Annotated in this window: 25 protein-coding genes, 1 pseudogene and 1 riboswitch; of the genes and pseudogenes, 17 read left to right on the top strand and 9 right to left on the bottom strand. The window is 65.2% G+C overall.

The annotated features are described in order from the left end of the window. Positions 1-143: 143 nt before the first annotated feature. The 7 genes from HU230_RS36060 (at position 144) to HU230_RS36030 (ending at position 6,061) form a co-directional block, all read left to right on the top strand. Positions 144-839 (top strand): cytochrome c biogenesis CcdA family protein, encoded by a 696-nt coding sequence (locus HU230_RS36060; RefSeq protein ID WP_176534114.1) that lies wholly within the window; start codon positions 144-146, stop codon positions 837-839. Positions 840-857: 18 nt separating this feature from the next. Continuing rightward, complete coding sequence (locus HU230_RS36055; protein WP_173639353.1) at positions 858-1,436, top strand: thioredoxin family protein; 579 nt, start codon at positions 858-860, stop codon at positions 1,434-1,436. A 119-nt stretch (positions 1,437-1,555) separates the two neighbouring features. Further along, positions 1,556-2,962: a cytochrome ubiquinol oxidase subunit I gene (locus tag HU230_RS36050; protein ID WP_176534115.1), complete on the top strand. Its 1,407-nt coding sequence runs from the start codon at positions 1,556-1,558 to the stop codon at positions 2,960-2,962. Beyond that, positions 2,959-3,969 carry a cytochrome d ubiquinol oxidase subunit II gene (cydB, locus tag HU230_RS36045; RefSeq protein WP_176534116.1) on the top strand — a complete coding sequence of 337 codons (1,011 nt, stop codon included), beginning with the start codon at positions 2,959-2,961 and terminating at the stop codon, positions 3,967-3,969. Before HU230_RS36050 ends, cydB begins: the two co-directional genes overlap by 4 nt. A 101-nt stretch (positions 3,970-4,070) precedes the next feature. Beyond that, positions 4,071-4,199: a DUF2474 domain-containing protein gene (locus HU230_RS36040; RefSeq protein WP_092122578.1), complete on the top strand. Its 129-nt coding sequence runs from the start codon at positions 4,071-4,073 to the stop codon at positions 4,197-4,199. Positions 4,200-4,366: 167 nt separating this feature from the next. After that, complete coding sequence (locus tag HU230_RS36035; RefSeq protein ID WP_176534117.1) at positions 4,367-4,960, top strand: L,D-transpeptidase; 594 nt, start codon at positions 4,367-4,369, stop codon at positions 4,958-4,960. Between the two features lie 63 nt (positions 4,961-5,023). After that, positions 5,024-6,061: an amino acid ABC transporter substrate-binding protein gene (locus HU230_RS36030; RefSeq protein WP_092122571.1), complete on the top strand. Its 1,038-nt coding sequence runs from the start codon at positions 5,024-5,026 to the stop codon at positions 6,059-6,061. 270 nt (positions 6,062-6,331) lie between these two features. On the opposite strand, the gene HU230_RS36025 is transcribed toward HU230_RS36030, so the two are convergent. Further along, positions 6,332-7,471, bottom strand: a complete 1,140-nt coding sequence (locus HU230_RS36025; protein ID WP_176534118.1) for an acyl-CoA dehydrogenase family protein — start codon at positions 7,469-7,471, stop codon at positions 6,332-6,334. Between the two features lie 150 nt (positions 7,472-7,621). Continuing rightward, the gene (locus HU230_RS36020) at positions 7,622-8,806 is read right to left on the bottom strand and encodes an acyl-CoA dehydrogenase family protein (RefSeq protein WP_176534119.1); all 1,185 of its coding nucleotides are present in this window, start codon (positions 8,804-8,806) and stop codon (positions 7,622-7,624) included. Between the two features lie 168 nt (positions 8,807-8,974). Between HU230_RS36020 and HU230_RS36015 the strand changes: the two genes are divergently transcribed. Both HU230_RS36015 and HU230_RS36010 read left to right on the top strand, forming a co-directional pair. After that, positions 8,975-9,520 carry a carboxymuconolactone decarboxylase family protein gene (locus tag HU230_RS36015; protein WP_176534120.1) on the top strand — a complete coding sequence of 182 codons (546 nt, stop codon included), beginning with the start codon at positions 8,975-8,977 and terminating at the stop codon, positions 9,518-9,520. Between the two features lie 135 nt (positions 9,521-9,655). Next, positions 9,656-10,150, top strand: a complete 495-nt coding sequence (locus HU230_RS36010; RefSeq protein WP_176534121.1) for a VOC family protein — start codon at positions 9,656-9,658, stop codon at positions 10,148-10,150. Between the two features lie 26 nt (positions 10,151-10,176). On the opposite strand, the gene HU230_RS36005 is transcribed toward HU230_RS36010, so the two are convergent. The 4 genes from HU230_RS36005 to HU230_RS35990 form a co-directional block, all read right to left on the bottom strand. Beyond that, complete coding sequence (locus HU230_RS36005; protein ID WP_176534122.1) at positions 10,177-11,391, bottom strand: MFS transporter; 1,215 nt, start codon at positions 11,389-11,391, stop codon at positions 10,177-10,179. Between the two features lie 212 nt (positions 11,392-11,603). Beyond that, positions 11,604-12,848 (bottom strand): MFS transporter, encoded by a 1,245-nt coding sequence (locus HU230_RS36000; RefSeq protein WP_176535264.1) that lies wholly within the window; start codon positions 12,846-12,848, stop codon positions 11,604-11,606. A 291-nt stretch (positions 12,849-13,139) separates the two neighbouring features. Beyond that, entirely contained in the window at positions 13,140-13,637 is a 498-nt protein-coding gene (locus tag HU230_RS35995; RefSeq protein ID WP_176534123.1) for a type II toxin-antitoxin system HicB family antitoxin, read from the bottom strand. A 313-nt stretch (positions 13,638-13,950) separates the two neighbouring features. Further along, on the bottom strand, positions 13,951-14,640 hold the full coding sequence (locus HU230_RS35990) for a DUF938 domain-containing protein (RefSeq protein WP_176534124.1): 690 nt from the start codon (positions 14,638-14,640) through the stop codon (positions 13,951-13,953). A gap of 330 nt (positions 14,641-14,970) precedes the next feature. On the opposite strand from HU230_RS35990, the gene soxX reads away from it, so the two are divergent. The 8 genes and pseudogenes from soxX to HU230_RS35950 all read left to right on the top strand — a co-directional run bounded on the left by soxX (position 14,971) and on the right by HU230_RS35950 (position 21,109). After that, complete coding sequence (soxX, locus tag HU230_RS35985; protein ID WP_092126535.1) at positions 14,971-15,261, top strand: sulfur oxidation c-type cytochrome SoxX; 291 nt, start codon at positions 14,971-14,973, stop codon at positions 15,259-15,261. A 32-nt stretch (positions 15,262-15,293) separates the two neighbouring features. Further along, positions 15,294-15,788 carry a thiosulfate oxidation carrier protein SoxY gene (soxY, locus tag HU230_RS35980; protein WP_176534125.1) on the top strand — a complete coding sequence of 165 codons (495 nt, stop codon included), beginning with the start codon at positions 15,294-15,296 and terminating at the stop codon, positions 15,786-15,788. Between the two features lie 220 nt (positions 15,789-16,008). Further along, positions 16,009-16,320, top strand: a complete 312-nt coding sequence (gene soxZ, locus HU230_RS35975) for a thiosulfate oxidation carrier complex protein SoxZ (RefSeq protein WP_050419904.1) — start codon at positions 16,009-16,011, stop codon at positions 16,318-16,320. Continuing rightward, complete coding sequence (soxA, locus tag HU230_RS35970; protein WP_176534126.1) at positions 16,317-17,174, top strand: sulfur oxidation c-type cytochrome SoxA; 858 nt, start codon at positions 16,317-16,319, stop codon at positions 17,172-17,174. Before soxZ ends, soxA begins: the two co-directional genes overlap by 4 nt. Further along, positions 17,171-17,485: a hypothetical protein gene (locus tag HU230_RS35965; protein ID WP_176534127.1), complete on the top strand. Its 315-nt coding sequence runs from the start codon at positions 17,171-17,173 to the stop codon at positions 17,483-17,485. Before soxA ends, HU230_RS35965 begins: the two co-directional genes overlap by 4 nt. Before the next feature lie 192 nt (positions 17,486-17,677). After that, positions 17,678-19,426, top strand: coding sequence for a thiosulfohydrolase SoxB (gene soxB / locus HU230_RS35960; protein WP_176534128.1), 1,749 nt, complete (start codon positions 17,678-17,680; stop codon positions 19,424-19,426). Continuing rightward, a pseudogene (locus tag HU230_RS35955) lies at positions 19,423-19,877 on the top strand (DsrE family protein). The gene soxB and the pseudogene HU230_RS35955 overlap by 4 nt, the downstream one beginning before the upstream one ends. A gap of 191 nt (positions 19,878-20,068) precedes the next feature. Beyond that, complete coding sequence (locus tag HU230_RS35950) at positions 20,069-21,109, top strand: MBL fold metallo-hydrolase (RefSeq protein WP_176534130.1); 1,041 nt, start codon at positions 20,069-20,071, stop codon at positions 21,107-21,109. Positions 21,110-21,212: 103 nt separating this feature from the next. Here the strand turns inward: HU230_RS35950 and HU230_RS35945 are convergent, their stop codons facing one another. From HU230_RS35945 to HU230_RS35935, 3 genes are read right to left on the bottom strand one after another with little or no spacing between them, the layout of a single operon-like run. Continuing rightward, on the bottom strand, positions 21,213-22,043 hold the full coding sequence (locus HU230_RS35945; protein ID WP_176534131.1) for an ABC transporter substrate-binding protein: 831 nt from the start codon (positions 22,041-22,043) through the stop codon (positions 21,213-21,215). Positions 22,044-22,045: 2 nt separating this feature from the next. Next, complete coding sequence (locus HU230_RS35940) at positions 22,046-22,822, bottom strand: ABC transporter ATP-binding protein (protein WP_176534132.1); 777 nt, start codon at positions 22,820-22,822, stop codon at positions 22,046-22,048. Beyond that, a complete protein-coding gene (locus tag HU230_RS35935) occupies positions 22,819-23,862 on the bottom strand; it encodes a FecCD family ABC transporter permease (protein WP_176534133.1) in 1,044 nt (347 codons plus the stop codon). Before HU230_RS35935 ends, HU230_RS35940 begins: the two co-directional genes overlap by 4 nt. A 112-nt stretch (positions 23,863-23,974) precedes the next feature. After that, positions 23,975-24,172: riboswitch (cobalamin riboswitch) on the top strand. Positions 24,173-24,271: the final 99 nt, after the last annotated feature.

Below are 24,271 nucleotides of genomic sequence, written 5' to 3'. Positions count from 1 at the left end.
GAGGCCGAACGCAGTTCGTCTCACACGGACGTGACGTCGTCCGCGGCCAACTCTCCGTAACGGCCACGCCGTCCTGGCGAAGAACATCAGGCGTACCCGGCACGGCCCTCTGGCGCGCTGGGACTTCTGATGGACGGACGACGATGCTCAGCCTTGCCCTTGCCCTGCTTGCCGGTGTCGCCACCGTCGCCGCCCCTTGCACCCTGCCGATGCTGCCGATCCTGCTCGGGGTATCGATAGGCCAGACCGGCAAGGCGCGGCCCGCGATGATCGCGCTCGGCTTCGTGATGTCATTCTCCGCCGTGGCATTGCTGCTGAGTGCGATCACGCGTGCCTTCGATTTCGATCCGAATCTGCTGCGGACCGGCGCGGCCATCCTGCTCGCAGGCTTCGGCCTGTTGATGATCTGGCCGGCGCCGTTCGAATGGCTGTCGACCCGGTTGACCGGCGCCACCGGCAGCCTCAGTCAGGCCGGGCCGTCACCGAGCCTGTTCGGCGGCTTCGTGCTCGGCTCTACGCTCGGCCTGGTCTGGACACCGTGCGCCGGTCCCGTGCTCGGCTCGATCCTGACCATCGTCGCGACCTCGAAGGACACGGCGTGGGCGAGCCTGCAGCTCGTCACCTACGCGATCGGCGCCGCGATCCCGATGCTGGCCATTGCCTATGGCGGGCAGGCCGTCACCACCCGCGTGCGCAGCATGGCGCGGATCGCGCCGCGCCTGCAGCAAGGCTTCGGCGTCGTGATCATCGCCTTCGCCGCGCTGTCCTACCTGCAATACGACACGCTGATCGTGGCGTGGCTGACCCAGTTCTATCCCAACGGCCAGATCGGCCTGTGAGCTCATAAGGAGAGATCGATGTCCCTGCGCTTGATTGCTGTATCCGCTCTGGTGGCGGGCCTTGGCCTCGGCGGCGCCGTCATCCCCGGCCTCTGCACCGAGTCGAACGCGCCGGCCGTGCCCGTTCCAATGGCCACCGCGATGACCACCGCGCAGAGCCAGGCCGCGCCCGAATTCGCAGGGATCAGCAACTGGTTCAATTCGCAGCCGCTGAAGCTCGCCGATTTGCGCGGCAAGGTCGTGCTGGTGGATTTCTGGACCTATGGCTGCGTCAACTGCGTCAACACGCTGCCGCACGTCACCCAACTTTATTCAAAGTACCGGGATCGCGGCCTCGTCGTGATCGGGGTCCACACGCCAGAATTCCCGTTCGAGCATTCGGCCTCCAACGTGCAGGCGGCGCTGAAGCGGCACGGCATCCTCTATCCGGTGGCGCAGGACAACAATTCGCAGACCTGGAACGCCTACGGCAACCAGTACTGGCCGGCGCAATACATCATCGACCAGAACGGCAAGATCGTGTTCCAGCACGCCGGCGAGGGCCAGTACGACGAGATCGACCGCACCGTCGCCCGGCTGCTCAACGCCAATAGCTGATTGGACAATTTGTCAGCTAATTGGACAATCCGCCGTCATTCCCGGCATGATAGGCTCAACGCCGGGAATGCGCGATCCCGAACGTGATCGCGCCCGAAATTGACGACGGACGGTGCGTGATGTTCGAAGGCTGGGATGCGGTCGTACTCGCCCGCGCGCAATTCGCTTTCACGATGTCGTTCCACATCGTGTTTCCCGCATTCTCGATCGGGCTGGCGAGCTATCTCGCCGTGCTCGAAGCGCTGTGGCTGGCCACCGGGCGCGAGGTCTACATCAACCTGTTCAATTACTGGCTGAAGATCTTCGCGGTCGCGTTCGGCATGGGCGTGGTCTCGGGCATCGTGATGTCCTACCAGTTCGGCACCAACTGGTCGTCCTTTGCCGACAAGACCGGGCCGGTGATCGGCCCGATGATGGCCTATGAGGTCTTGACCGCATTCTTCCTCGAGGCGGGCTTTCTCGGCGTGATGCTGTTCGGGCTCGAACGCGTCGGCCCCAGGCTGCACTTCGTGGCGACGTTGATGGTCGCGATCGGCACGCTGATCTCCGCGTTCTGGATTCTGTCGGCGAATTCCTGGATGCAGACGCCGACCGGCTATGCCGTCAATGCCGACGGCCAGTTCGTCGCCGCCGACTGGCTGAAGGCGATCTTCAATCCCTCCTTCCCCTATCGCCTCGTGCACATGGTGCTGGCGGCGTACCTCACCACTTCGCTGGTGGTCGGCGGGGTCGGCGCCTGGCATCTGCTGCGCGACCAGCATCTGGCCGGTCCGCGCGTGATGTTCTCGATGGCGATGTGGATGGCAACCTTGGTGGCGCCGATCCAGATCCTCGCCGGCGACCAGCACGGCCTCAACACGCTGGAGCACCAGCCGGCCAAGGTGATGGCGATGGAAGGCCACTACCAGAGCCACAAGGACGGCGCGCCGTTGATCCTGTTCGGTTGGCCGGACCAGGCCGATGCGAAAGTTAAATATGCGATCGAGGTGCCGAAGCTGTCGTCGCTGATCCTGAAGCATTCGCTCGACGCGCCGCTCGCCGGCCTCGACACCGTGCCACGTGAAAACTGGCCGCCGGTGCCGATCACCTTCTGGTCGTTCCGCATCATGGTCGGGCTCGGCTTCCTGATCATGGGGCTCGGCCTGTTCAGCCTCCTGATGCGCTGGCGCGGAATGATGTACCAGTCACCGCTGCTGCATCGCTTCGCGGTCCTGATGGGCCCGGCCGGCTTCATCGCGGTGCTCGCCGGCTGGATCACCACCGAGACCGGGCGGCAACCGTTCACCGTCTACGGCCTGCTGCGCACCACCGATTCGGCATCGCCGCTGGCAGCGCCGGCCGTGGGCTCCTCGCTGATCGCCTTCATCATCGTCTATTTCGCCGTGTTCACCGCGGGCGTGATCTATATCCTGCGGCTGATGGCGCAGCCGCCGCATCCCGGCGAGCAAGGCCCGACAAAGGACCTTCCCGCCCGTGCGGCCGGCATCACGCCGGCAGCAGGTGCAGCCGTGGAGGGCGTGCGATGAGCATCCCCATCGACCTCGCCACGATCTGGGCCTTCATCATCGCCTTCGCCGTGTTCGTCTACGTCGTGATGGACGGCTTCGATCTCGGCCTCGGCATCCTGTTTCCGCTGTTTCCGCAGAAGGCCGACCGCGACGTCATCATGAACACGGTGGCGCCGGTGTGGGACGGCAACGAGACCTGGCTGGTGCTCGGCGGCGGCGGCATGATGGCGGCGTTTCCGCTGGCCTATGCGGTGCTGATGCCGGCGCTCTATACGCCGATGATCGCGATGTTGCTCGGCCTCGTGTTCCGCGGCGTCGCCTTCGAATTCCGCTGGCGGACCCAGAAGGCGCGCAACAAATGGGACCTCGCCTTCGCCGGCGGCTCGCTGGTCACGACGCTGGCGCAGGGCATCGCACTCGGCGCCATCCTGCAGGGCATCCATGTCGACGGGCGCCACTATGGCGGCGGCTGGTGGGACTGGCTGACGCTGTTCAGCGTCCTGACCGGCATTGCACTCGTGATCGGCTATGCGCTGCTGGGGGCGACCTGGCTGGTGATGAAGACCGAAGGCGAGCTGCGCGAGCGCGCCTATCATCTGAGCTGGATGTTGTTGGTCGCGATGCTCTGCGCGATCGGCGCCGTCAGCATCGCAACCCCGTTCCTGAGCGTGCAGTACACCCAGCGCTGGTTCGCCTGGCCCAACATCATCCTCACCGCGCCGGTGCCGATCGCGGTCGCCGCCGTCACCGCGCTGTTGCTGCGCGCGCTCGGCAACAAGAACGACCACCAGCCGTTCTTCCTGACCCTCGGGCTGTTCGCACTGTCCTATGCCGGGCTCGGCATCAGCATGTATCCGTACATCGTGCCGCAGAGCATCACGATCTGGCAGGCGGCAGCGCCCGCCAACAGCCAGATATTCATGCTGGTCGGGGTCTCGATCCTGGTGCCGCTGATCCTCGGCTACACCGCCTGGGCCTATTGGGTGTTCCGCGGCAAGGTGCGCCCCGGCCACGGATACCACTGATGCTACCAGAGCGTTTTCCAGCGAAGTGGATCCCGGTTCGCGTCAAGAAAACGCGTCAAAAAGAGAATCGAGAGCCTCGTTCCGATTCCATCGGAACGGAAATGGCTCTGGTGCCGAATCAGCGGCCGCTCGGCCAGCGTCTGTTGTGGTTTGCAGCGCTCTGGCTCGGCGGCGTCGGCACGGTGACCCTGGTCTCCTTTGCGCTGCGACTCTGGATTGCGCCGAAATAAGGCCGCCCACGCGGCGTGCCACGGGTCCAATGACAAAAAACAAAAGCATTACAGTGATATAGTGTGACGCCCGCCCTAAACTTGCCATCAAGCTGCCGCTGAGATTTGATGCTCCTGCGATTTGGGTGGAGCAACCATTGGCCGCTGCGCCACAAGGAGAGCTTTGCATGACGAAACTTCGTCACCTGGTCTGGATGTTGATCGCCACGGGCGCGCTCGTGCTGTCGACATCGCAAGGCTTTGCCCAGAGCCGCCCCGATGCCGACGAGCCGGGCCTGGTCGCCGACGACAGCTACGAGCTCGATCCGGAATGGCAGAAGCAGGTTGTCTACTACCGGACCAACGAGGCGCCGGGCACCATCATTGTCTCCACCGCCGAGCGCCATCTCTACCTCGTGCAAGGCAACGGCCGCGCGCTCCGCTACGGCATCGGCGTCGGCCGTGACGGCTTCCAGTGGCAGGGGCTGGTGACCATCACCCGCAAGGCCGAGTGGCCGGATTGGACCCCGCCGCCGGAAATGATCGCCCGCCAGCCCTATCTGCCGCGCTTCATGGCGGGCGGCCCGGGCAATCCGCTCGGCGCGCGCGCGATGTATCTCGGCACCACGGTGTACCGCATCCACGGCACCAACCGGCCCGACACCATCGGCACCGCGATCTCGTCCGGCTGCTTCCGCCTGGTCAACGCCGACGTCGCCGATCTCTACAATCGCGTTCCCGTCGGCACCAAGGTGATCATCCGGCAGAAGCCCGAACTGTAATCTCGACCCACCCGCCTTCGATATCCGACCTGTTTTTCCCCGATCATTCGCGAGAGAGAACCCATGCGTACATTTCGAGGCGGCCTGACGATCGGGCTCGCGGTCGCCGCGCTGGTTGCGGCCGCCGCCATCACTTATGAGCGCTACGACACCCGCACGCTGAAGCGCACCGTCCGCCGCGGCGACGTGCTGTGCGGCGTCAACAAGGGCCTGCCGGGCTTCTCGATCCCGGACGACAAGGGCAACTGGACCGGCTTCGACGTCGACTTCTGCCGCGCCGTGGCCTCGGCGATCTTCGACGATCCGTCGAAGGCAAAGTTCGTTCCGCTCGACGCCAGCGAACGCTTCAAGGAGCTGCAGAACCGCAAGGTCGACATCCTCTCGCGCAACTCCACCTGGAGCATGTCGCGCGAGACCAATTACGACCTCTATTTCCCGGCGGTCGCCTATTATGACGGCCAGGGCTTCATGCTGCCGCGCTCGCGCAACATCGATTCCGCGCTCGACCTGAACGGCAGCAAGGTCTGCGTGCAGGCCAACACCACGACGCAGCTCAACCTCGCCGACTATTTCCGTGCCAACAACATGAAGTACACGGAGATGAAGTTCGACAAGCTGGAGGACGTCGTGAAGGCCTATGACACCGGCCAGTGCGATACGCTGACGTCGGACGCCTCGCAGCTCTATGCGCTGCGGCTCAACCTCTCCAAGCCGAGCGACCACACCATCCTGGCCGACATCATCTCCAAGGAGCCGCTGGCGCCGGTGGTCCGGCTGCGCGACGACGACTGGATGATGATCGTGAAGTGGACGCTCTACGCCATGATCAACGCCGAAGAGCTCGGCATCACCTCGAAGAATATCGACGAGGCGCTGAAGTCGAAGAAGCCGGAGGTGATGCGGCTGGTCGGTACCGAGGGTTCCTATGGCGAGGATCTCGGCCTGACCAAGGACTGGGCCGTGCGCATCATCCGCCATGTCGGCAATTACGGCGAGGTGTACGACCGCAACGTCGGCGCCGATTCCAGGCTGAAGATTCCGCGCGGCATGAACCAGCTCTGGAACGCCGGCGGCGTCCAATACGCGCCGCCGATTCGCTAGACTCTTTCCATCGTCATTGCGAGGAGCGAAGCGACGAAGCAATCCATTTCTCCGCACGTGGAAAGATGGATTGCTTCGCGTCGCTCGCAATGACGAGCCTATTCCGATCCACCTCACCGCTGTCATCACCCGCGAACGCGGGTGATCCAGTACGCCGCGGCTTCTCCGCTCAAATACGACTGTCTCTGGAATACTGGATCGCCCGGGCGAGCCGGGCGATGACAGCCTGTTGTGTGGCGACAGCGCGTTGCGCGGCGCCGTCGCCCGCGCTCAGTAGCCCTTGCCGCTCGCCAGCTGGTCGGTGTGAAAATTGCTGTCGCCGAACAGCTCCTGGCAGACGCGGGCGCGCTTCATGAAGAAGCCGATGTCGAATTGGTCGGTCATGCCCATGCCGCCATGCATCTGCACACCCTCCTGGACGGCCAGCGTCGCGGTGGTGCCGGCGCGCGCCTTGGCCACCGCGACCGCATTGCCCGCCTTGCCCAGATCGGCATCGAGCGCCTGCAGCGCCTTCAGAACGGCGGCGCGGGTGATCTCGATATCGATGTAGAGCTCGGCGGCGCGGTGCTGCAGCGCCTGGAATTCGCCGATCGCCTTGCCGAACTGCTTGCGTTCCTTAAGATAAGTCACGGTGCGGCCGAACACCTCTTCGGAAAGACCGACCATTTCGGACGCGACCGCGCCGCGGCCGATATTGAGCACGCCCTCGAGCAGCCCGCCCCCCTGATCGACCTCGCCGAGCACGCTGTCGGCATTGACCTCGACATTGTCGAACACGATGCGCGCCGCGTTGTGCGAATCGACCATCGCGGTGCGCTCGACCGCGAGGCCCTTCGCCTTCGGATCGACCAGGAACAGCGTCAAGCCGTTCTTGTCGCCGGCGCCGCCGGCCGTGCGCGCCGCGACGATCAGCAGATCGGCGGTATGGCCGTCGACCACGAAGGCCTTGTCGCCGGACAGCCTGAAGCCGTTGCCGGAGCGTGTCGCCTGCAATTTCGTCTGCAAGGGGCGATGCTTCGCACCTTCATCGATCGCCAGCGCCGCGAGCAGCGAGCCGTTGGCGATCTTTGGCAGATGCTGCGCCTTCTGCGCCTCGCTGCCGCCGCGCGACAGCGCTGAGGCCGCAAGCACCGAGGTGGCAAGGAATGGCGACGGCATCAAGGTGCGGCCGATCTCCTCCATGACAATGCCGGCCTCGACGCAGCCAAGCCCGCTGCCGCCGAAGGTGTCCGGCACTAGGAGGCCGGAGAAGCCCATCTCGGCAAAGGTCTTCCAGAGCTCGCGCGAGAAGCCGGTGGTGTCCTTGCTGTCGCGCAAGGAGCGCAGATGCGCCACCGGCGCCTTGTCGCTGATGAGACCGCGCGCACTGTCGCGCAGCATGGATTGTTCTTCGGTGAGGACGAGGGCCATGGGTGGATCCGGTAACTCTGTGTTGGTCGTTTGTTCAGTTGAATTCCAAGATGTCGTCATGCCCGGCCTTGAGCCTGGCATCCACGTTTTGAGCCTGCCGCCACAAAGGCGTGGATGGCCGGGTCAAGCCCGGCCATGACGGCGGAGAGTTTACGCGCCCGGCAGGTCGAGGATGCGCTTGGCGACGATGCCGAGCATCACCTCCGAGGTGCCGCCCTCGATCGAGTTGGCCTTGGTGCGCAGCCAGGCGCGCGGACGGGCGCCGCCCCGGGAGCGGTCGCTCTCCCATTCCAGCGCGTCGATGCCGCCCGCCGACATCAGGATCTCGTAGCGCCGCTTGTTGAGCTCGGTGCCGTAATATTTCATCGCCGACGAGAACGCCGGATGCGACTGCCCGGCCTTGGCGAGATCGACCGCGCGCTCCGCCGCCGCGGCGAGCGCGGCCTCGTCGACCTCGAAGCTCGCGATCTGGCTGCGCAGCTGGGCGTCGTCGAGCTTCCCTTGCGCGTCCGCGCCGACCGAGTCGGCCGCGATCTGGCCGAGCGGACGGCCGACGCCACGCTCGCCCATGCCCGAGATCATCGCGCGCTCGTGCTGCAACAGATACTTCGCGACATCCCAGCCGCGATTGACGGTGCCCACGACGTGCGACTTCGGCACGCGGACATTGTCGAAGAAGGTTTCGCAGAACGGCGAGTAGCCCGAGATCAAAAGGATCGGCTTGGTCGATACGCCCTTCGAGGTCATGTCGAAGAGAATGAAACTGATGCCGTCGTGCTTCTTGGCCGCGGGATCGGTGCGCACCAGGCAGAAGATCCAGTCGGCATAGTTGGCGTAGGACGTCCAGATCTTCTGGCCGTTGATGATGTAGTCGTCGCCGTCGCCCACCGCGCGGGTCTGCAGCGAGGCGAGGTCGGAGCCGGCGTTCGGCTCGGAATAGCCCTGGCACCAGCGGATCAGGCCCGCAGTGATCTTCGGCAGATGCTCCTTCTTCTGCTCCTCGGTGCCGTATTTCAGCAGCGCCGGTCCGAGCATCGAGATGCCGAACGAGGTCAGCGGCTGGCGCGCGCCGATCGCCGCCATCTCCTGGCGCACGATCTTGGCTTCCTCGCCGTCGAGGCCGCCGCCGCCATATTCCTTCGGCCAATGCGGCACGGTCCAACCCTTGTCGCGCATCCGCTCGAACCAGGCCCGCTGCGCGTCCGACGAGAATTTCGTGTTGCGGCCACCCCAGAAGGTGTCGCCATCGGAGGTCATCGGCTTGCGCATCTCCGCCGGGCAGTGCTGCTCCAGCCAGGCGCGGGTCTCAGCGCGGAATTTCTCGAGGTCAGCCATGGTGCGTTTCCAGTCAAAGTCGTCGAATTGGAATCGACCTTAGCCCCGCGCGGCCGCCGAGTTCAATATGCCTCGCAGCCGCGCCATGCTCTGGCGTCGCTACTCACCTCACGCGATCGGGTGTATCGCCGAGACGGGGTAACGATTGAAAAACAAGAGGAAACGGACATGCGGCTGAAGCTGCTTTCGCCTAGCGAAATGAACCCCGCCCAGAAAGAAACCTACGACGAGTCGATCTCGGGCAAGCGCGGCGCGCCACCGGCACCGATGATGGCCTGGCTCAACAGCCCGGAGATGGCGCGGCATGCCACGCGGCTCGGCGAGGTGCTGCGCTTCGACACGGTCTTCCCGCCGAAGCTGTCGGAGATTGCGATCCTCGTCACCGCCCGGCACTGGACCGCGCATTACGAATGGTATGCCCACAAGCGCCTCGCGCTGAAGGGTGGCCTCGATCCGAAGATCATCGAGGACATTCGGGTGCGCCGGACGCCGAGCTTCGACGATCCCAAGGCCAAGATGATCTACGACGTCGCCAAGGCGCTGCATGAAGGTCACGGCCTGCCGAAGGGACTGTATGACGAGGCGGTCGAGGTGCTGAGCCTGCGCGGCCTGGTCGAGGTGATCGGCCTCTGCGGCTACTACACCATGGTGTCGATGACGCTGAACACATTCGAGTTCCAGCTGCCGGGCGGCGAGTTGTCGGAGCTCTGCTAGGCTCAGCCGGCCGTGGCGCCGTTCGGAAACGCTGCGTTTCAGCATGGATTGCTCCGGCGCCGGCAAATCCGGACTATATCAGGCGGCGAAGCCTTGCACCTGACGGCACGGCATTGATGCCAACGGAGCCAGCTCATGCCAGAAAATCCCCCAATCATCGCGGGCACGCGGATCGGGCATGTGCACCTCAAGGTCGCTGATCTCGAGCGGGCGCTCGGCTTCTACTGCGGCGTGCTCGGCTTCGAGTTGCAGCAGCGCATGGGCGCGGACGCGGCCTTCATCTCGGCCGGCGGCTATCACCACCACATCGGCCTCAACACCTGGGAGAGCAAGGGCGGCCATCCACCGCCGCACGGCACCACCGGCCTGTTCCACACCGCCATCCTTTATCCGACCCGCCCGGCGCTCGCCGATGCGCTGCATCGGGTGCTGTCGGCCGGCATCCAGCTCGATGGCGCCAGCGACCACGGCGTCAGCCAGGCGCTCTACCTGCGCGACCCCGACGAGAACGGCGTCGAGCTCTATTGGGACCGGCCCGAAGCCGAATGGCCGCGCAGCGCGGACGGCAAGCTTTCGATGTTCACGCGACGGCTGGACCTGGAGGATCTGCTGAAGCAGCGGGCGGCATAATTCCGCAACGCGGAAGGAACGCGGTTCTACTTCGCCTTCATCATGATCGTCACCGCCGCGATCAGCTCCAGGCCGATGCAGCCGTAGAACGGCAGCGTGTAGCTGCCCGAGAGGTCGTGCAGCAGCCCGATCACGCCGGGGCCGAAAGCGTAAGTGATCTGGTTGATCGCGGTGATCAGGCTGACCAGCACCCCGAACGCGCGCGGATCGAATTCGCGCTGCACGATCAGCGCCGGCAGCGTGATCAGATTGCCGACGGAGAAGCCGAACAGCGCGCAAGCGGCGATCTGCGCGACGTCGTTGCGCACATTGATGATGATGACGAGCGCGATCGCCTGGCTGACAAAGGACAGCGCCGACGCCAGCCGCTGGTTGAGCCGGTCGATCACGAAGGAAAACGAGACGCGGCCGACCACCGCCATCGCGGTCAAGAGCGCCATCGCCACCGTCGCGCGCTCGCGCCCGATCACCTGATCGAGATAGGCGATCAGATGCACGATGAAGCCGACCTGGGCGAACAGCACCAGCGCGAAGGCGATCGACACTGAGAGGAACCGGATGTCGCGCAGAGCCCGGGCGCGCACCTGGGTCGCCGACGGCGCATCGGCCGCCGCTGAAGTCACCGCATGCAGATGCACCGGTGGCGGCCCGACGAAGATCAGGATGACCGGCACCATCACCACGACGAGCAGCACGGCGGCCGCGATCATCGCGCCGGAGAAGCCGAAAGCGCCGATCCCCGCCACCAGCAGCGGCACGCCGACAATGCCGCCGAAGCTGGCGCCGTTCAGCGCCAGGCTGATCGCCATGCCGCGCTTCCTGTCGAACCACAGACCGAGCGTGTTGGTGATGATGCCGAGGCTGGTGCCGGCCCAGCCGAACGCCAATAGCGCGTCGGCGAGATAGAGCTGCCAGGGCTCACGCACCTCGCCGATCGCAATCGCCGCAACCGCCATCGCGAGGGTGCCCGCGATCAGGCAGCTGCGCGCACCGAACGCCTTGATCGCCTCGCTGACGAAGGCCACCAGCGCGGCGCCGAACAAATAGAAGAAGGTCGTGCCCGACGAGATCAGCGACGCCGGCCAGCCGTGCAGCCGTTGCAGCTCGGCGACGTAGACGCTCTGTCCATAGAAGCCCAATCCCCAGCCGAAGGTGGCAAGCAGGAAGCAGACGACGACGATGCGCCAGCCTTCGTAGCCGAGCGAGGATTCGTCATGCAGCGTGGGCGATGATGCGTCCATTTCTTGCTCTTGCTTCTCACATCGTCAGGACCGGACCAATCCGTTCCCACGATGTGAGCAGCCTTGCAAGCCGATCATTTCGAAGTCGATCGAAGTGTCAGCAATTGGCAGCAGGAGCATGATCCGGAAAAGTGCGAAGCGATTTTCCGAAAAGATCATGCTCAAACAACAAGGTGGAGCGCGATGACGATTCAACCGGTTGTCATCGCGCCTCAGATGCTGGGGTCTGGAATCTCGTCCACCGCGCGCAATTTCGCCCGCCGCTTGGCGAATGACGCCAGCGACAACACGGCAAGGCCAAGCAGCACCGGCGGAAACACCACCATATTGACGGCGTTCCAGCCGTAATGCGCGAGCAGCTGGCCCGACGAGAACGAACCGATCGCCATCATGCCGAACACCAGGAAATCGTTGAACGCCTGCACCTTGTTGCGCTCCTGCGGCCGGTGCGTTTCCAGCACCAGCGCGGAGGCGCCGACGAATGCGAAGTTCCAGCCGATGCCGAGCACGAACAGCGTCGCCCAGAAGTGCGGTGCCGTGATGCCGGACAGGCCGATCATCGCGGCGACCGCCTCCAGCGCCAGCCCTAGCGCGACGATGACGGGCGCGCCGAAGCGGGCGATCAGCGAGCCCGTGAAGAAGCTCGGGCCGTACATCGCCACGATGTGCCACTGGATGCCGAAATTGGAATCGCTGACCGACAGCCCGCACATCTTCATCGCGAGCGGCGCCGAGGTCATCACCAGATTCATCATCGGATAGGCGATCACGCCGCACAGCGCGGCGGCAATGAAGCGCGGCTGCCTGGCGATCTCGCGCAGAGGGCGGCCACCATGCAGATCCGCCGCCGCGGGCTTCGGCGCGTCGACACCCGACAGCACCGCCATCGCCACCAGCGCGACCAGCGCCTGCATCACGAAGGAGAACGCGAACAGATAAGGCGGCCAGATGTCCATGGTCCATTGCACGAGCTGCGGCCCGAGTACCCCGGCGAACACGCCGCCGGCCATCACCCACGACACCGCCTTGGGCCGGAACGCGACACTGGCGCCGTCGGCGGCGGCAAAGCGATAGGACTGCGCGACGGCGCCATAGAGCCCGCCGAGGAAGGTCGCGCCGCAGAACAGCCAGAACGACGAGTGCAGGATCGCCCAGGCGCCGAGCGCACCGGTGAGCGTGCCGCAGAAGGTGCCGACGATGAAGGCGACCCGCCTGCCATAGGCGCGCGAGATCGCGCCGGTCGGCAGCGTGCCGGCGGCAAGCCCGAGCACATACATCGAGAGCGGCACCGTCGCGAGCGAGATGTCGGGTGCCAGCGTCGCACCGACGATCGAGCCGGTGGCGAAGATCACGGCCGAATTGGCGCCGGTCAGCGCCTGCGCCGCCGCAAGCCGCCACACATTGCTACGCGCCCGCGCGTCATCGCTGATTTCGTCCGCAGCCGTCACGTCGATCATCGGTCGTCCCGCCTTGAAGCCCCAGCGGGAGCCTCCAATCGCGCGCACTATGGAGAGCAGGTGCAGGCCGATCAACCGGCGCAAACGGACGTAGGCCATGCGGGAGGCGCACGAGGGTTGGCCTGGTCGAATACTCACACCCGGCGTCGTCCTGGCGAAAGCCAGGACCATAACCACCGAGTTTTGTCGTGAGAGGAATCGCGGCCCCAGCTACGCGCAACAACCAGCATTTGGGGTAATGGGTCCTGGCTTTCGCCAGGACGACGTCACGCGTGTTACATCGCGCGTCACCTACCGCGCAGGCTTCTTGCCCGGCCGCTTCTCGGCGCGCAGCGCGCCGGTCTTGTGCACCTTGGAGCGCGGCGCGATCGGGGCGCCGCGCGGATATCCGCCCGGCCATTCGAGCGCGAGCGAGCTCGCAAAGCCGAAGAAGCTCGAACGGCTCATGCCGAGCTCGGCGGCGCGCTTGTCGATGCGCGCAATCAGGCTTTTCGGCAGATAGACGTTGACGCGCTCGGATGGATCGGGCGGATCGACGCCAACCATGAAGAAGGCGGCGACGTCGGAGCCCTTGGGCGGCACGATCCGCTCGATCGGCGTCGGCTCCGGCAACCCGTGGCCCTGCTCGACCCAGCCGTCGACCGCCTGCGCCAGCGCCCGCTCGGCCCGCTCGATCGCCTCTTCCTGCGACTTGCCGCCGGCAACGCAGCCGGGAAAGTCGGGAAACCACGCCCCGAACGCGCCGCGCGGCCCGCGCTCCAGCACAGCCGGATAAAGTCGCCTCGTCATTCTGGCCTCCGTCGTCCGAGTATGCTATTTCACACACTACCGGTGTGTCAAATGACACATCTTGGATCAACGAGGAAAGCCTGGCGATCGACGACGGCGGCTGACAAAGGTGAAGCAGCAGTGCCGGGATTGCCGACGAACGTTGCCGGCTGCGCGGGGACTGATGGTGCCCGGGTTATAGCTAAGCCAATATTGGTCTTGCAGGGCGAGCTAGCGAAGCATAACCCGCCATCGTTCGCGGCACGTCACAATGGTGGATTACGCCTTCCGCCTTCGGACGCTGCGCTACGGCGGACGCAGTCGGCTAATCCCTCTACGATTGAGCCGCATCCTTCCGGACGAACATCAGGATCATGTTGTTGGCCGGCATCTCGAAGGTACCGTCGAGCTTCAGGCCGACACTCTCCGCAAGAGTCTCGACATCGGCGATGTCGCGCACGCCCCACTCGGCGTCGCGTTCGCGCAGCGACGTGTCGAACACCGCATTGCTGAGCGCGGTGTGCTTGCCGCCGCGCTTGAACGGGCCGTAGAGGAACAGCCGGCCGTCGGCGCGCAAATGCCGTGCGGCGCCGGCGAACAGGCCCTCGGCGACGCGCCACGGCGCGATGTGGATCACATTGGCGCAGAAGATCGCGAGCAGTTTGTCCGGACCCTTGCCGTCCAGCGGCGCCGGCGACCAGGCGGGGTCGGACAGATCGATCGGTTGCGGCGGCTGGATGTTTGGCAGGCCGGCATGCACGCGCCAGGCTTCGATGCTGCGCAGATGCGCCGCATGGAGGTCGCTCGGCCACCAGATGATGTCGGGCGTTCGACCGGCGAAATAGACGACGTGCTGGCCGGTGCCGCTGCCGGCTTCCAGCACGTCGCCGGATCGGCCCGCGAGGTAGTCCTTCAGGACCGCCCAGATCGGCTGGTGATTGCGGTGGAATGCCGCCGCGTCGAGCCGCCCGTCCGCCTCGACCGGCCTGCCGTCCTTGCCGAACTCCACCACAAACTCCGCCACAGCGCCTTCTCCTGTTAGAACAGCCACTCGTAAATCGTGCACATCCATCCGCAAAAGCGGAACCCGCATCGCATACAGCCCAACCCGTCATCGCCGCGCAAAGGCTTTGCCGTTGCGCTGGGGTGACGGGTCTGATCTCGTCTAGGCTGACCACCTCTCCGGCATTAACCCCGTCGCAACGCGCCTATTCTCCGAGTTGCCAGCCGATGGCCTTTGTGCTTTCCACTCTTATATTGCGATGGGATCATCGAGATTGAAGCCCGGGAAACGTCCTTGATCGCCACTTTCTCCAAGCCAGCCCTTGTCCTGGCGCTGCTGGCCGGCACCGCCATGGCCGCGCCCGCGCAGGCCCAATCCGCCGCCGAGGGCCAGAAGCTCGCCTTCGACCGCGGCAAGGGCAATTGCCTGACCTGCCATGTCATCAAGGGCGGCGAGCTGCCCGGCACGATCGGCCCCGAATTGACCGGCCTCAAGGCGAAATACAGCCGCGACGAGTTGATCGCGATCGTGACCGATGAGACCAAGCGCAACCCGCAAACAGTGATGCCGCCGTTCGGCCGAAACCGGATTTTGAGCGAGAAGGAAATCGGCGCGGTGGTGGACTTCCTGCAGACGCTGTGACGCGGCGACATCAGCTTGAGGAGATTTTTTCGATGAACATCACGACCAGCGAATTTTTTAGGGACCGCCGCCTGGTGTTGAAGGGCGCGGGCGTCGCCGCGCTGATCGGCCTCGGCGTCATTCCGTTCGACGTGCCGCAGGCGCTCGCCGCCGCCAACGACAAATATCCGCAAGAGGCGTTCAAGCAGAAGAACGAGGCCGATGCGATCAAGGCGCTGTACGGCAAGACCGCCGAGCCCTCGGATAAGGTCAAGATGGACGCACCCGAGATCGCCGAGAACGGCGCCGTGGTGCCGATCTCCGCCACCACGACGCTGGCCGACGTCACCTCGATCTCGTTCCTGGTGAGCGAGAACCCGATCTCGCTGATCGCCTCGTACAGGATTCCGGCCGGCACGCTGCCGAGCGTCGCCAACCGCATCAAGATGGCCAAGACCAGCAACGTCACCGTGATCGTCGAGGCCGGCGGCAAGCTCTACAGCGCGAGCAAGGAAATCAAGGTCACCGTCGGCGGCTGCGGCGGCTAGTGCACATGATGAGCATCGATCGAACCCGCAAACTCGCTGCGCTCCCTCTCCCGCTTGCGGGGGAGGGTCGGGGTGGGGGTTTTGCCACGATAGATGCTCTTCGTTTGGAGAGAGCCCCCACCCGGATCGCATCTTGCGATGCGATCCGACCTCCCCCGCAAGCGGGAGAGGTGAAGCGAACCCGCGGACGGGCCGTTGCGATAACAGAGGAATAAACCAGATGGCATCGAGCATTCGCGTGCGCGCCACGTCAAACGGCGACACCACCGAGGTGCAGGCGCTGATCCAGCATCCGATGGATTCCGGCTTCGTCAAGGACGCCAAGGGCGAGATCATCCCGCCGCATTTCATCCAGGTGCTGACCTTCGAGTATGACGGCAAGCCGGTGTTCGTCGCCGACTGGGGCGGCGGCGTCTCCAAGGACCCCTATGTCAAATTCGCCTTCAAGGGCGGCAAGAAGGGCGACGATCTGAAGGTCAGCTGGGTCGACAACAAGGGCGCGACCGACACCACCACGGCGAAGATTCAATGACGCGGCGCCTCGCAATCCGCGCGGCAGTCGCGACGCTTGCACTCGGCGTGCTGGCCTGCGTGCCGGCGCGCGCGGCCAGCGCCATCGATCCCGCCGCCGACAAGGTCGCGTTCCAGAAATTCTTCACCAGCAAATTCCCCAAGCTGAAGCCCGAGGATTTCGTCAACGGTCCCTATTCGATGAATGAGGATCTGCACAAGCAGTGGGAAGAGAAGGAACAGTTTCCGCCCTACGAGTTCTCGCTCGAGGCCGGCAAGGAAATGTTCTCGAAGCCGTTCAAGAACGGCAAGACCTACGCCGACTGCTTCCCGAACCAGGGCATCGGCATCCGCCAGAACTATCCTTATTTCGACGAAAAGGAAGGCAAGGTCGTCACGCTCGAGCTCGCGCTCAACCGCTGCCGCGAGGCCAATGGCGAGGCGCCGTTCTCCTATGTGAAGGACGACATGGCGGCGCTCACTGCCTACATGGCCTTCACCTCGCGCGGCAAGCCGATGGACATCAAGATTCCGGACGATCCGCGCGCGCTGGAGGCCTATCAGAACGGCAAGGAGTATTTCTACACCCGCCGCGGCCAGCTCAATTTCTCCTGCGCCACCTGCCACATCCAGAGCCCGGGCGAGCGCATCCGCGCCGAGGTGCTGGCGCCGGCGCTCGGCATCCTGAACGCGATGCCGATCTACCGCTCGGAATGGTCAGGCATGGGCACGACCAGCCGCCGCTTCACCACCTGCAACAGCCAGATTCGCGGCGTGCCGCTCAATCCGCAGGACGACGAGTACCGCAACCTCGAATACTACCTGTCCTATGTCAGCAATGGCCTGCCGATTTCGGGTCCGGGAGCAAGGCCATGAGTGCGGCCATCAGAGCCATCTTCGCGGCATCGGCCCTGCTGATCGCGACGGCAACCGCAGCCCTCGCCGCCTCCGAAGCCGACTACAGGGCGGCCTACGCCGCGGCTGAGGCCGCCAACAAGGAAGCAGGCCTGCTGCGCAACCAGTGGACCACGACAGCCTCGACGCTATCCGCCGCAAAAAAGGCCGGTGAGGCTGGTGATTTCGACACCGCAGTCACCCAGGCCAAGGAGGCCGAGGCGCTGGCAAAGGCATCGATCTTCCAGGCGACCAGCGAAAAGGAACGCTGGAAGGACATGGAAGTTCGTTGATGAGTTTGGGATGAGGTTGACCCGCGAGCTCCCTGCGCCCCCTCTCCCGCTTGCGGGGGAGGGTTGGGGTGGGGGTTTCGCAGCGATTCACCCCGTTCATTGTGTGGAAAGAGCCCCCACCCGTATCGCATCTGCGATGCGATACGACCTCCCCCGCAAGCGGGAGAGGTGAAGAGGGGCGCGGAGAGAGTGATGATGATCCGCCGCCGCGATTTCCTGAGCGCTTCGGCCGCCGCAACGCTTGTGGCCGGCCTGCCCCGACTCGCGCGCAGTGCCGATACCGCCAGCGTCTACGACTTCGAACGCTTCGGCAACGCCCGCATCCTGCACATGACCGACACGCATGCGCAGCTCAAGCCGGTGTTCTTCCGCGAGCCCGGCGTCAATATCGGCGTCGGCGCGATGGCCGGCCAGCCGCCGCATCTGGTCGGCAAGGCGTTCCTCGACCGCTTCGGCATCCGGCCCGACAGTGCCGATGCCTATGCCTTTACCTGTGTCGAGTTCGAGAAGGCCGCCGTCCGCTTCGGCCGGCTCGGCGGCTTTGCGCATCTGAAGACGCTGATCGACAAGCTGCGCGCCGATGTCGGCGAGAAGCGTTCGATCCTGCTCGACGGCGGCGACCTCTGGCAGGGCACCGGGCTTGCCAACGCCATGAACGGCGCCGACATGGTGGAGGCCGCCAATCTGCTCGGCATCGAGGCGATGACCGGGCATTGGGAGTTCACCTATGGCGAGCAGGTGCTGCGCGACAATCTCTCCCGCTTCAAGGGCGAGTTCCTGGCGCAGAACGTATTCCTGACCGAGGAGGCCGCGTTCAACGACGCCAAGGCGTTCGATCCGGCCTCGGGTCGGGTGTTCAAGCCGTCTGTCATCAAGGAGATCGGCGGCCATCGCGTCGCGATCATCGGCCAGGCCTTTCCTTACGTGCCGATCGCCCACCCCAAGCGCTTCACGCCGGACTGGAAGTTCGGCATCCGCGACGAGGAGCTGCAAAAGCTCGTCGACGGCCATCGCAACAACGACAAGGTCGAGGCGGTGATTTTGCTGTCGCACAACGGCATGGACGTCGACCTCAAGCTCGCCAGCCGCGTCACCGGCATCGACGTCATCCTCGGCGGCCATACCCATGACGCGATCCCGATCCCGATCACGGTGACCAATGCTGGCGGCGTCACACTGGTCACCAATGCCGGCTCCAACGGCAAGTTCATCGGCGTGCTCGATCTCGACCTCACGAAGGGCAAGGTCGCCAATCTCCGCTACCGCCTGCTGCCGGTGTTTGCCGAGCTCTTGAAGCCCGATCCGGCGATGCAGACGCTGATCGACAAGATGCGCGATCCGCATGCCGACGAATGGAGCGACAAGCTCGGCACGGCCGACCGCCTGCTCTACCGCCGCGGCAATTTCTCCGGCACCATCGACCAGCTGATCTGCGATGCGCTGCTGAACGAGCTCAACGCCGAAATCGCGCTGTCGCCCGGCTTCCGCTGGGGCCTCACCACACTCGCCGGCCAGCCGCTGACCATGGAAGACGTGCTGTCGGAAACCGCGATCACCTATCCCGAGACCTACGTCGCCACGATGACCGGCAGCCAGATCAAGGATGTGCTGGAAGACGTCTGCGACAACCTGTTCAACGTCGATCCCTATTATCAGCAGGGCGGTGACATGGTCCGCGTCGGCGGCCTCGCCTACACCTGCACGCCGGGCGAGACCGTCGGCAAGCGCATTTCCGAGCTGAAGCTCGGCAACGGCAAGCATCTCGAAGCCGGCAAGCATTACAAGGTCGCGGGCTGGGCCTCGGTCAACCAGCAGAACGGCGCACCGATATGGGATGTCATGGCCAGGCATCTGCGCTCCGGCCGGCCGCCGAACCGCGACGAACCCGGCGTGACGCTGAAAGGCGTCGAGGACAACCCGGGCATTGCGAGGCACGGATGACGCGGCGCGCGCTCATCGCGGCGCTCGGCCTTACGGCCGTCGCGCTGGCAACGCCGCCGGCCCGCGCCCAGCTCGCGCCGCTGCAGGACAAGCCGTTCGCCGAGCACAAGGTCGTGCTGCAGCTCTCCGACAACGATCCGAAGAAGCAGGGCCTCGTCATCAGCGTCGCGAGCAATCTGATGAAGCACTACGACCCCGACAAGGTCGCGGTCGAGATCGTCGCCTTCGGCCCGGGCACCGAGCTGCTCAAGCCTGACAATGCCAACCGCAAGCTGGTCGAGAGCCTAGTCGCGCAGGGCGCGCGGGTCGACATCTGCCTCAACACCGTCGACACGATCGAGCGCGACACCGGCAAGCGGCCGGACTACATCGCAGCCGCCACCCCGTGCAGGTCGGCGTCGCACAGATCCTGCTTCTCACCGAGAACGGATACACACTGGTCCGTCCTTAACACCGCCGTCGCCTGAACGCGCATAACCCCTCCCGCAGAAGGAGCCGGGCCGTTCACCCTTCGAGACGCCGCTAGGCGGCTCTCAGGAGGACGGGGATGGGCTTAGTTGGGGGATGGATTTGCTTTGAATCGACCCTATCTATGGAATAATATCCTCCATGTGACTCGACCCGGAGAACAGGTAAGCCGTCATGATCTTTCGCCAGCTCTTTGACAGCGTGTCCGGCACTTACAGCTATCTGCTCGCGAGCCGCGCCGGCGGCGAGGCGCTGATCCTCGATCCCGTGCTGGAGAAGGTCGACCGCTACTGCAAGCTGCTGCAGGAACTCGACCTCCGACTGGTCAAGGCCGTCGATACGCACCTGCATGCCGATCACATCACCGGCCTCGGCGAGCTGCGCGACCGCACCCAGTGCATCACCATCATGGGCGAGCAGAGCAAGGCCGACGTGGTGTCGATGCGCGTCTCCGACGGCGACAAGGTGACGATCGAGGGCCTCTGCCTCGAAGCGCTGTACACGCCTGGCCACACCGACGATTCCTATAGCTATCGGATGGGCGACCGCGTCTTCACCGGCGACACGCTCTTGATCCGCGGCACCGGCCGCACCGATTTCCAGAACGGCAGCGCGCGGGCGCAGTACGATTCGATCTTCAACCGCCTGCTCAAGCTGCCGGAGGAAACCCTGGTGTTCCCCGCGCATGACTACAAGGGCGACACCGTCTCCACGATCGGCGAGGAGAAGCGCTACAATCCGCGGCTGCAGGTGAAATCGATCGACGACTATGTCGAGCTGATGAACAACCTTCATCTCCCGAATCCAAAGATGATGGACGTCGCGGTACCCGCCAACATGCATGTCGGCCTGCACCAGGACGAGCTTGTCAGGGAAGGCCTCTCCCTCAGCGCGCGCGATGCCATCGCGAGTCTCGGCCGGCCCGATATCCTGCTGGTCGATTTGCGCGAGAGCGGCGAGCGGGCCAAGCACGGCATGCTGCCCGGCGCCCTGCACGCGCCCTATCCCGGGATTTGCGCCACATTGCAGCCCGGCGGCATGCTGCGCGAAGTCGCGGCCGCGACCGGCCGCCGCGTCGTGTTCTTCTGCGCCTTCGGTGAGCGCTCGGCGATGGCCGTTGCCGCCGCGAAGAAGGCGGGATTGGCGAACACCGCCCATATCGAAGGCGGCATCGACGCCTGGAAGAAGGCCGGCGGGCCGGTGGTGCAAGGGTAGGTCACTTCCCGTCATTGCGAGGAGCGAAGCGACGAAGCAATCCATGCTGCAGCAAGCGGAAGGATGGATTGCTTCGCTTCGCTCGCAATGACGATAGAGATTCCTACCGCGTCACCCGCTTGAGCTCCTCCGTCAGCCGATCCAGCGCATCGGCCAGCATCACGCCGCCGCACACGGTCAGCCGCTCCGGCAGCACGATCCGCTTGTCGGCCGGATAGAATCGCTCCAGCGCCGGATGCAGCAGGAAGGCGCGGCCCTCGTCTTCGGCACGATCGCCGGCCTCCGACACCAGGATGAAATCCGGCCGCAGTTTTACGATTGCCTCCAGCGAAGCAAATCCGCCCGCGTCGAGCCCGAGTTCGCCGGCCACGTTGCTCAGGCCGGTTGCCGCCAGCAGCGAGCTGATCAGGCTGCTGCGACCTGCGACAAAGCCGCGGCGCTCCACCGGCAGCACGCGATAGTGATGACCATCAGCCGCCGCCCGGGCCCGCGCGATCGCCGCATCGAGCCGCGCGATCTCGGCCCGCGCGCGATCCGGATGCTGCAACACGTCGCCCATCGCGCGGATCTGGTCCCTCACCTCATCCAGCGTGCGCGGCACCGTGAATTCGATCAGGTGCAACCCGTTGGCCTTCAAGAGATCGCGCGTCGCGCGCTTGTCGAACAGGCTGACCACGACAAGGTCGGGCTTGACCAGCAGCACATCCTCGGCCTCACCGGACAGAAGCGGATAGTTTCGCGCCTGCTCGGCGGCCCAGGATTGCCAGGCATCACGCGAAAAGCGGCTGAGGCCGAGGATCTGGTCCGGGTCGGCCAGCGACAGCACGAGCTGGTCGCTGCAGACATTCATCGAGACGATGCGCGGGCCGGCGGCGGACGCGGCTGCACACGGCATCAGCCATGCCGCTGCGGCCACCGCTGCGAGACGCCGCATCCTCACCACACGTCCGCCCACGGCACGATAACGGCCTCGCGCTGAAATTCGGCGCGATAGGCGCTGACCCGGAACACGCGGGCCAGAACATTCTCGGACAACGCCTCAGCGGGCGCACCTTGCGCCGCCAGCCGCCCGTCCGACAGCACCAGCACGTGATCGGCAAAGCGCGCGGCGAGCCCGAGATCGTGCGTCACCACGACGACCAGCACGCCGGTATCGGCGACGTTGCGCAGCTTCTGCATCACGTCGATCTGGTGGCGCGGATCGAGCGAGGCGGTCGGCTCGTCGGCGAGGATCACCGGCGCCTCCACCGCCAGCACCCGGGCCAGTGCGACGCGGCTGCGCTCGCCGCCGGACAGCTCGGTGACGCGGCGGTCGCTGAATTCAGTGACGTCGACCGCCTGCATTGCCCGCAGCACGGCCTCGATATCCTTCGGCGACAGCCGCGCGGGATCGGTCGCGCCATGCGGATAGCGGCCGAGCGCGACGATATCGCGCGCCGGCAGCGGCCAGTGCACCATGTGCCCCTGTGGCAAATAGGCGAAACGCTTCGCCCGCTCGCGCAGCGCAAGCGACGCCAGCGCGTCGCCGCCAATCCGGATCTCGCCGTCGGATGGAATCAGCCCGGCGAGTGCGCGCAGCAGCGTGGTCTTGCCGGCACCGTTGGGGCCGACCAGCGCGACCAGATGGCCCGCTTCCAGCGACAGCGAGACATCGTGCAACACCTTGCGGCTGCCGAGCGAGGCATTGAGCGCGGTGGCGGACAGCAGCGTCATGCCACGCCTCCGCCGAGCGCGCGGCGTTCGCGCATGATCAGATAGAGGAAGAACGGCACGCCGATGATCGAGGTCAGCACGCCGACCTTGATGTCCGACGTCGAAGGGATGATGCGCACCGCGATATCGGCCGCGAGCAGCAGCGCCGAACCGGTGAGCGCGCTCGGCACCAGCAGCCGCGCCGGATCGTGACCGATCAGAGGGCGCATCAGATGCGGCGCGACGAGGCCAATGAAGCCGATCGTGCCGGTGACCGCGACCGCGCCGCCGACGCCGAGCGCGACGCCCGTGATCACGAGGAGCCGCAGTCGTCCGACATCGACGCCGAGGCTCTGTGCGGCCTCCTCGCCGAGCGTCAGCGCGCGGAACGCGTTCGCCTGGCTGAGCAGGATGGCCGCACCCGCGATGATGAAGGGCAGCGCCAGCGCCACGTGCTGGAAGCTGCGGTCCTCCAGCGAGCCGAGCAGCCAGAACGCGATCTCCAGCACCACGAACGGATTGCTCGAGAGGTTCATCACCAGCGCGGTCGCAGCTCCGGCAAAGCTCGAGATCGCGAGTCCCGCGAGGATCAGGATCAACAGCCCGGCATTGCGGCCGGCAATCACCAGCAGCGCGAACACCGAGCCGAACGCGGCGATGATCGCCACCACCGGCAGCGCGTAGGAACGCACATCGGCGAGGCCAAGCGCGATCACCAGCACGGCACCGAATGCCGCCGATTGCGGCGCGCCGAACAGCGACGGCGAGGCCAGCGGATTGCGCAGCAATCCCTGCAGCGCCGCGCCCGATAGCCCGAGAATACCGCCGATCGCGAATGCCAAAATGGTGCGCGGCAGCCGAATCTCGCGCACGATCACCTGCGCCACGTCGCTGCCGCCGCCGAACAGCGCCTCGATCACCGCAGGCGGCGACAGCCGCACCGGCCCGATGCCGAGCGAGAGCACCAGCAGCACGACCACGAGCGCGAGCAGCGCCGCGGTGGCGCCCCACCGGCGCCGCGCCGCGACCTCGGCCGCCAAGGCAAAATCCTGCACGCTCATTGGATCCATGCTCTTACAGCGATCGCCGTGGCAGACAAGCGACACCCGACAAAAACCGTGGCCAGCTGGCGGCCGCCCCACCTCCGCCGGATTGACTTTGCTGCCCGGCCGAACCCTAGATGAACATGACGGTTCTTTCATGAGATGAAAAGGGAATGCGGTGCGGGGAAACTTCCCCAACGCCGCGGCTGCCCCCGCAACTGTATGCGGTGAATCCTTCGTCACAGGCCACTGGGAATCTCGGTCCTGGGAAGGCGACGAAGGGTAACGACCCGCGAGCCAGGAGACCTGCCGTCAGCCGTGGTCACACGCGAAGATGCCGGTCGGGGAGTACAGGCATGAGCTTCACTTGAGGCTGCAAGCAGCTGGGCCTGCGAGCACGATGGTGAGACTGGTTCGCGGTGACGTG

It is taken from the genome of Bradyrhizobium quebecense (assembly GCF_013373795.3).
Classification (GTDB): domain Bacteria; phylum Pseudomonadota; class Alphaproteobacteria; order Rhizobiales; family Xanthobacteraceae; genus Bradyrhizobium; species Bradyrhizobium quebecense.
This window is presented reverse-complemented; position numbering and strand designations above follow the sequence as displayed.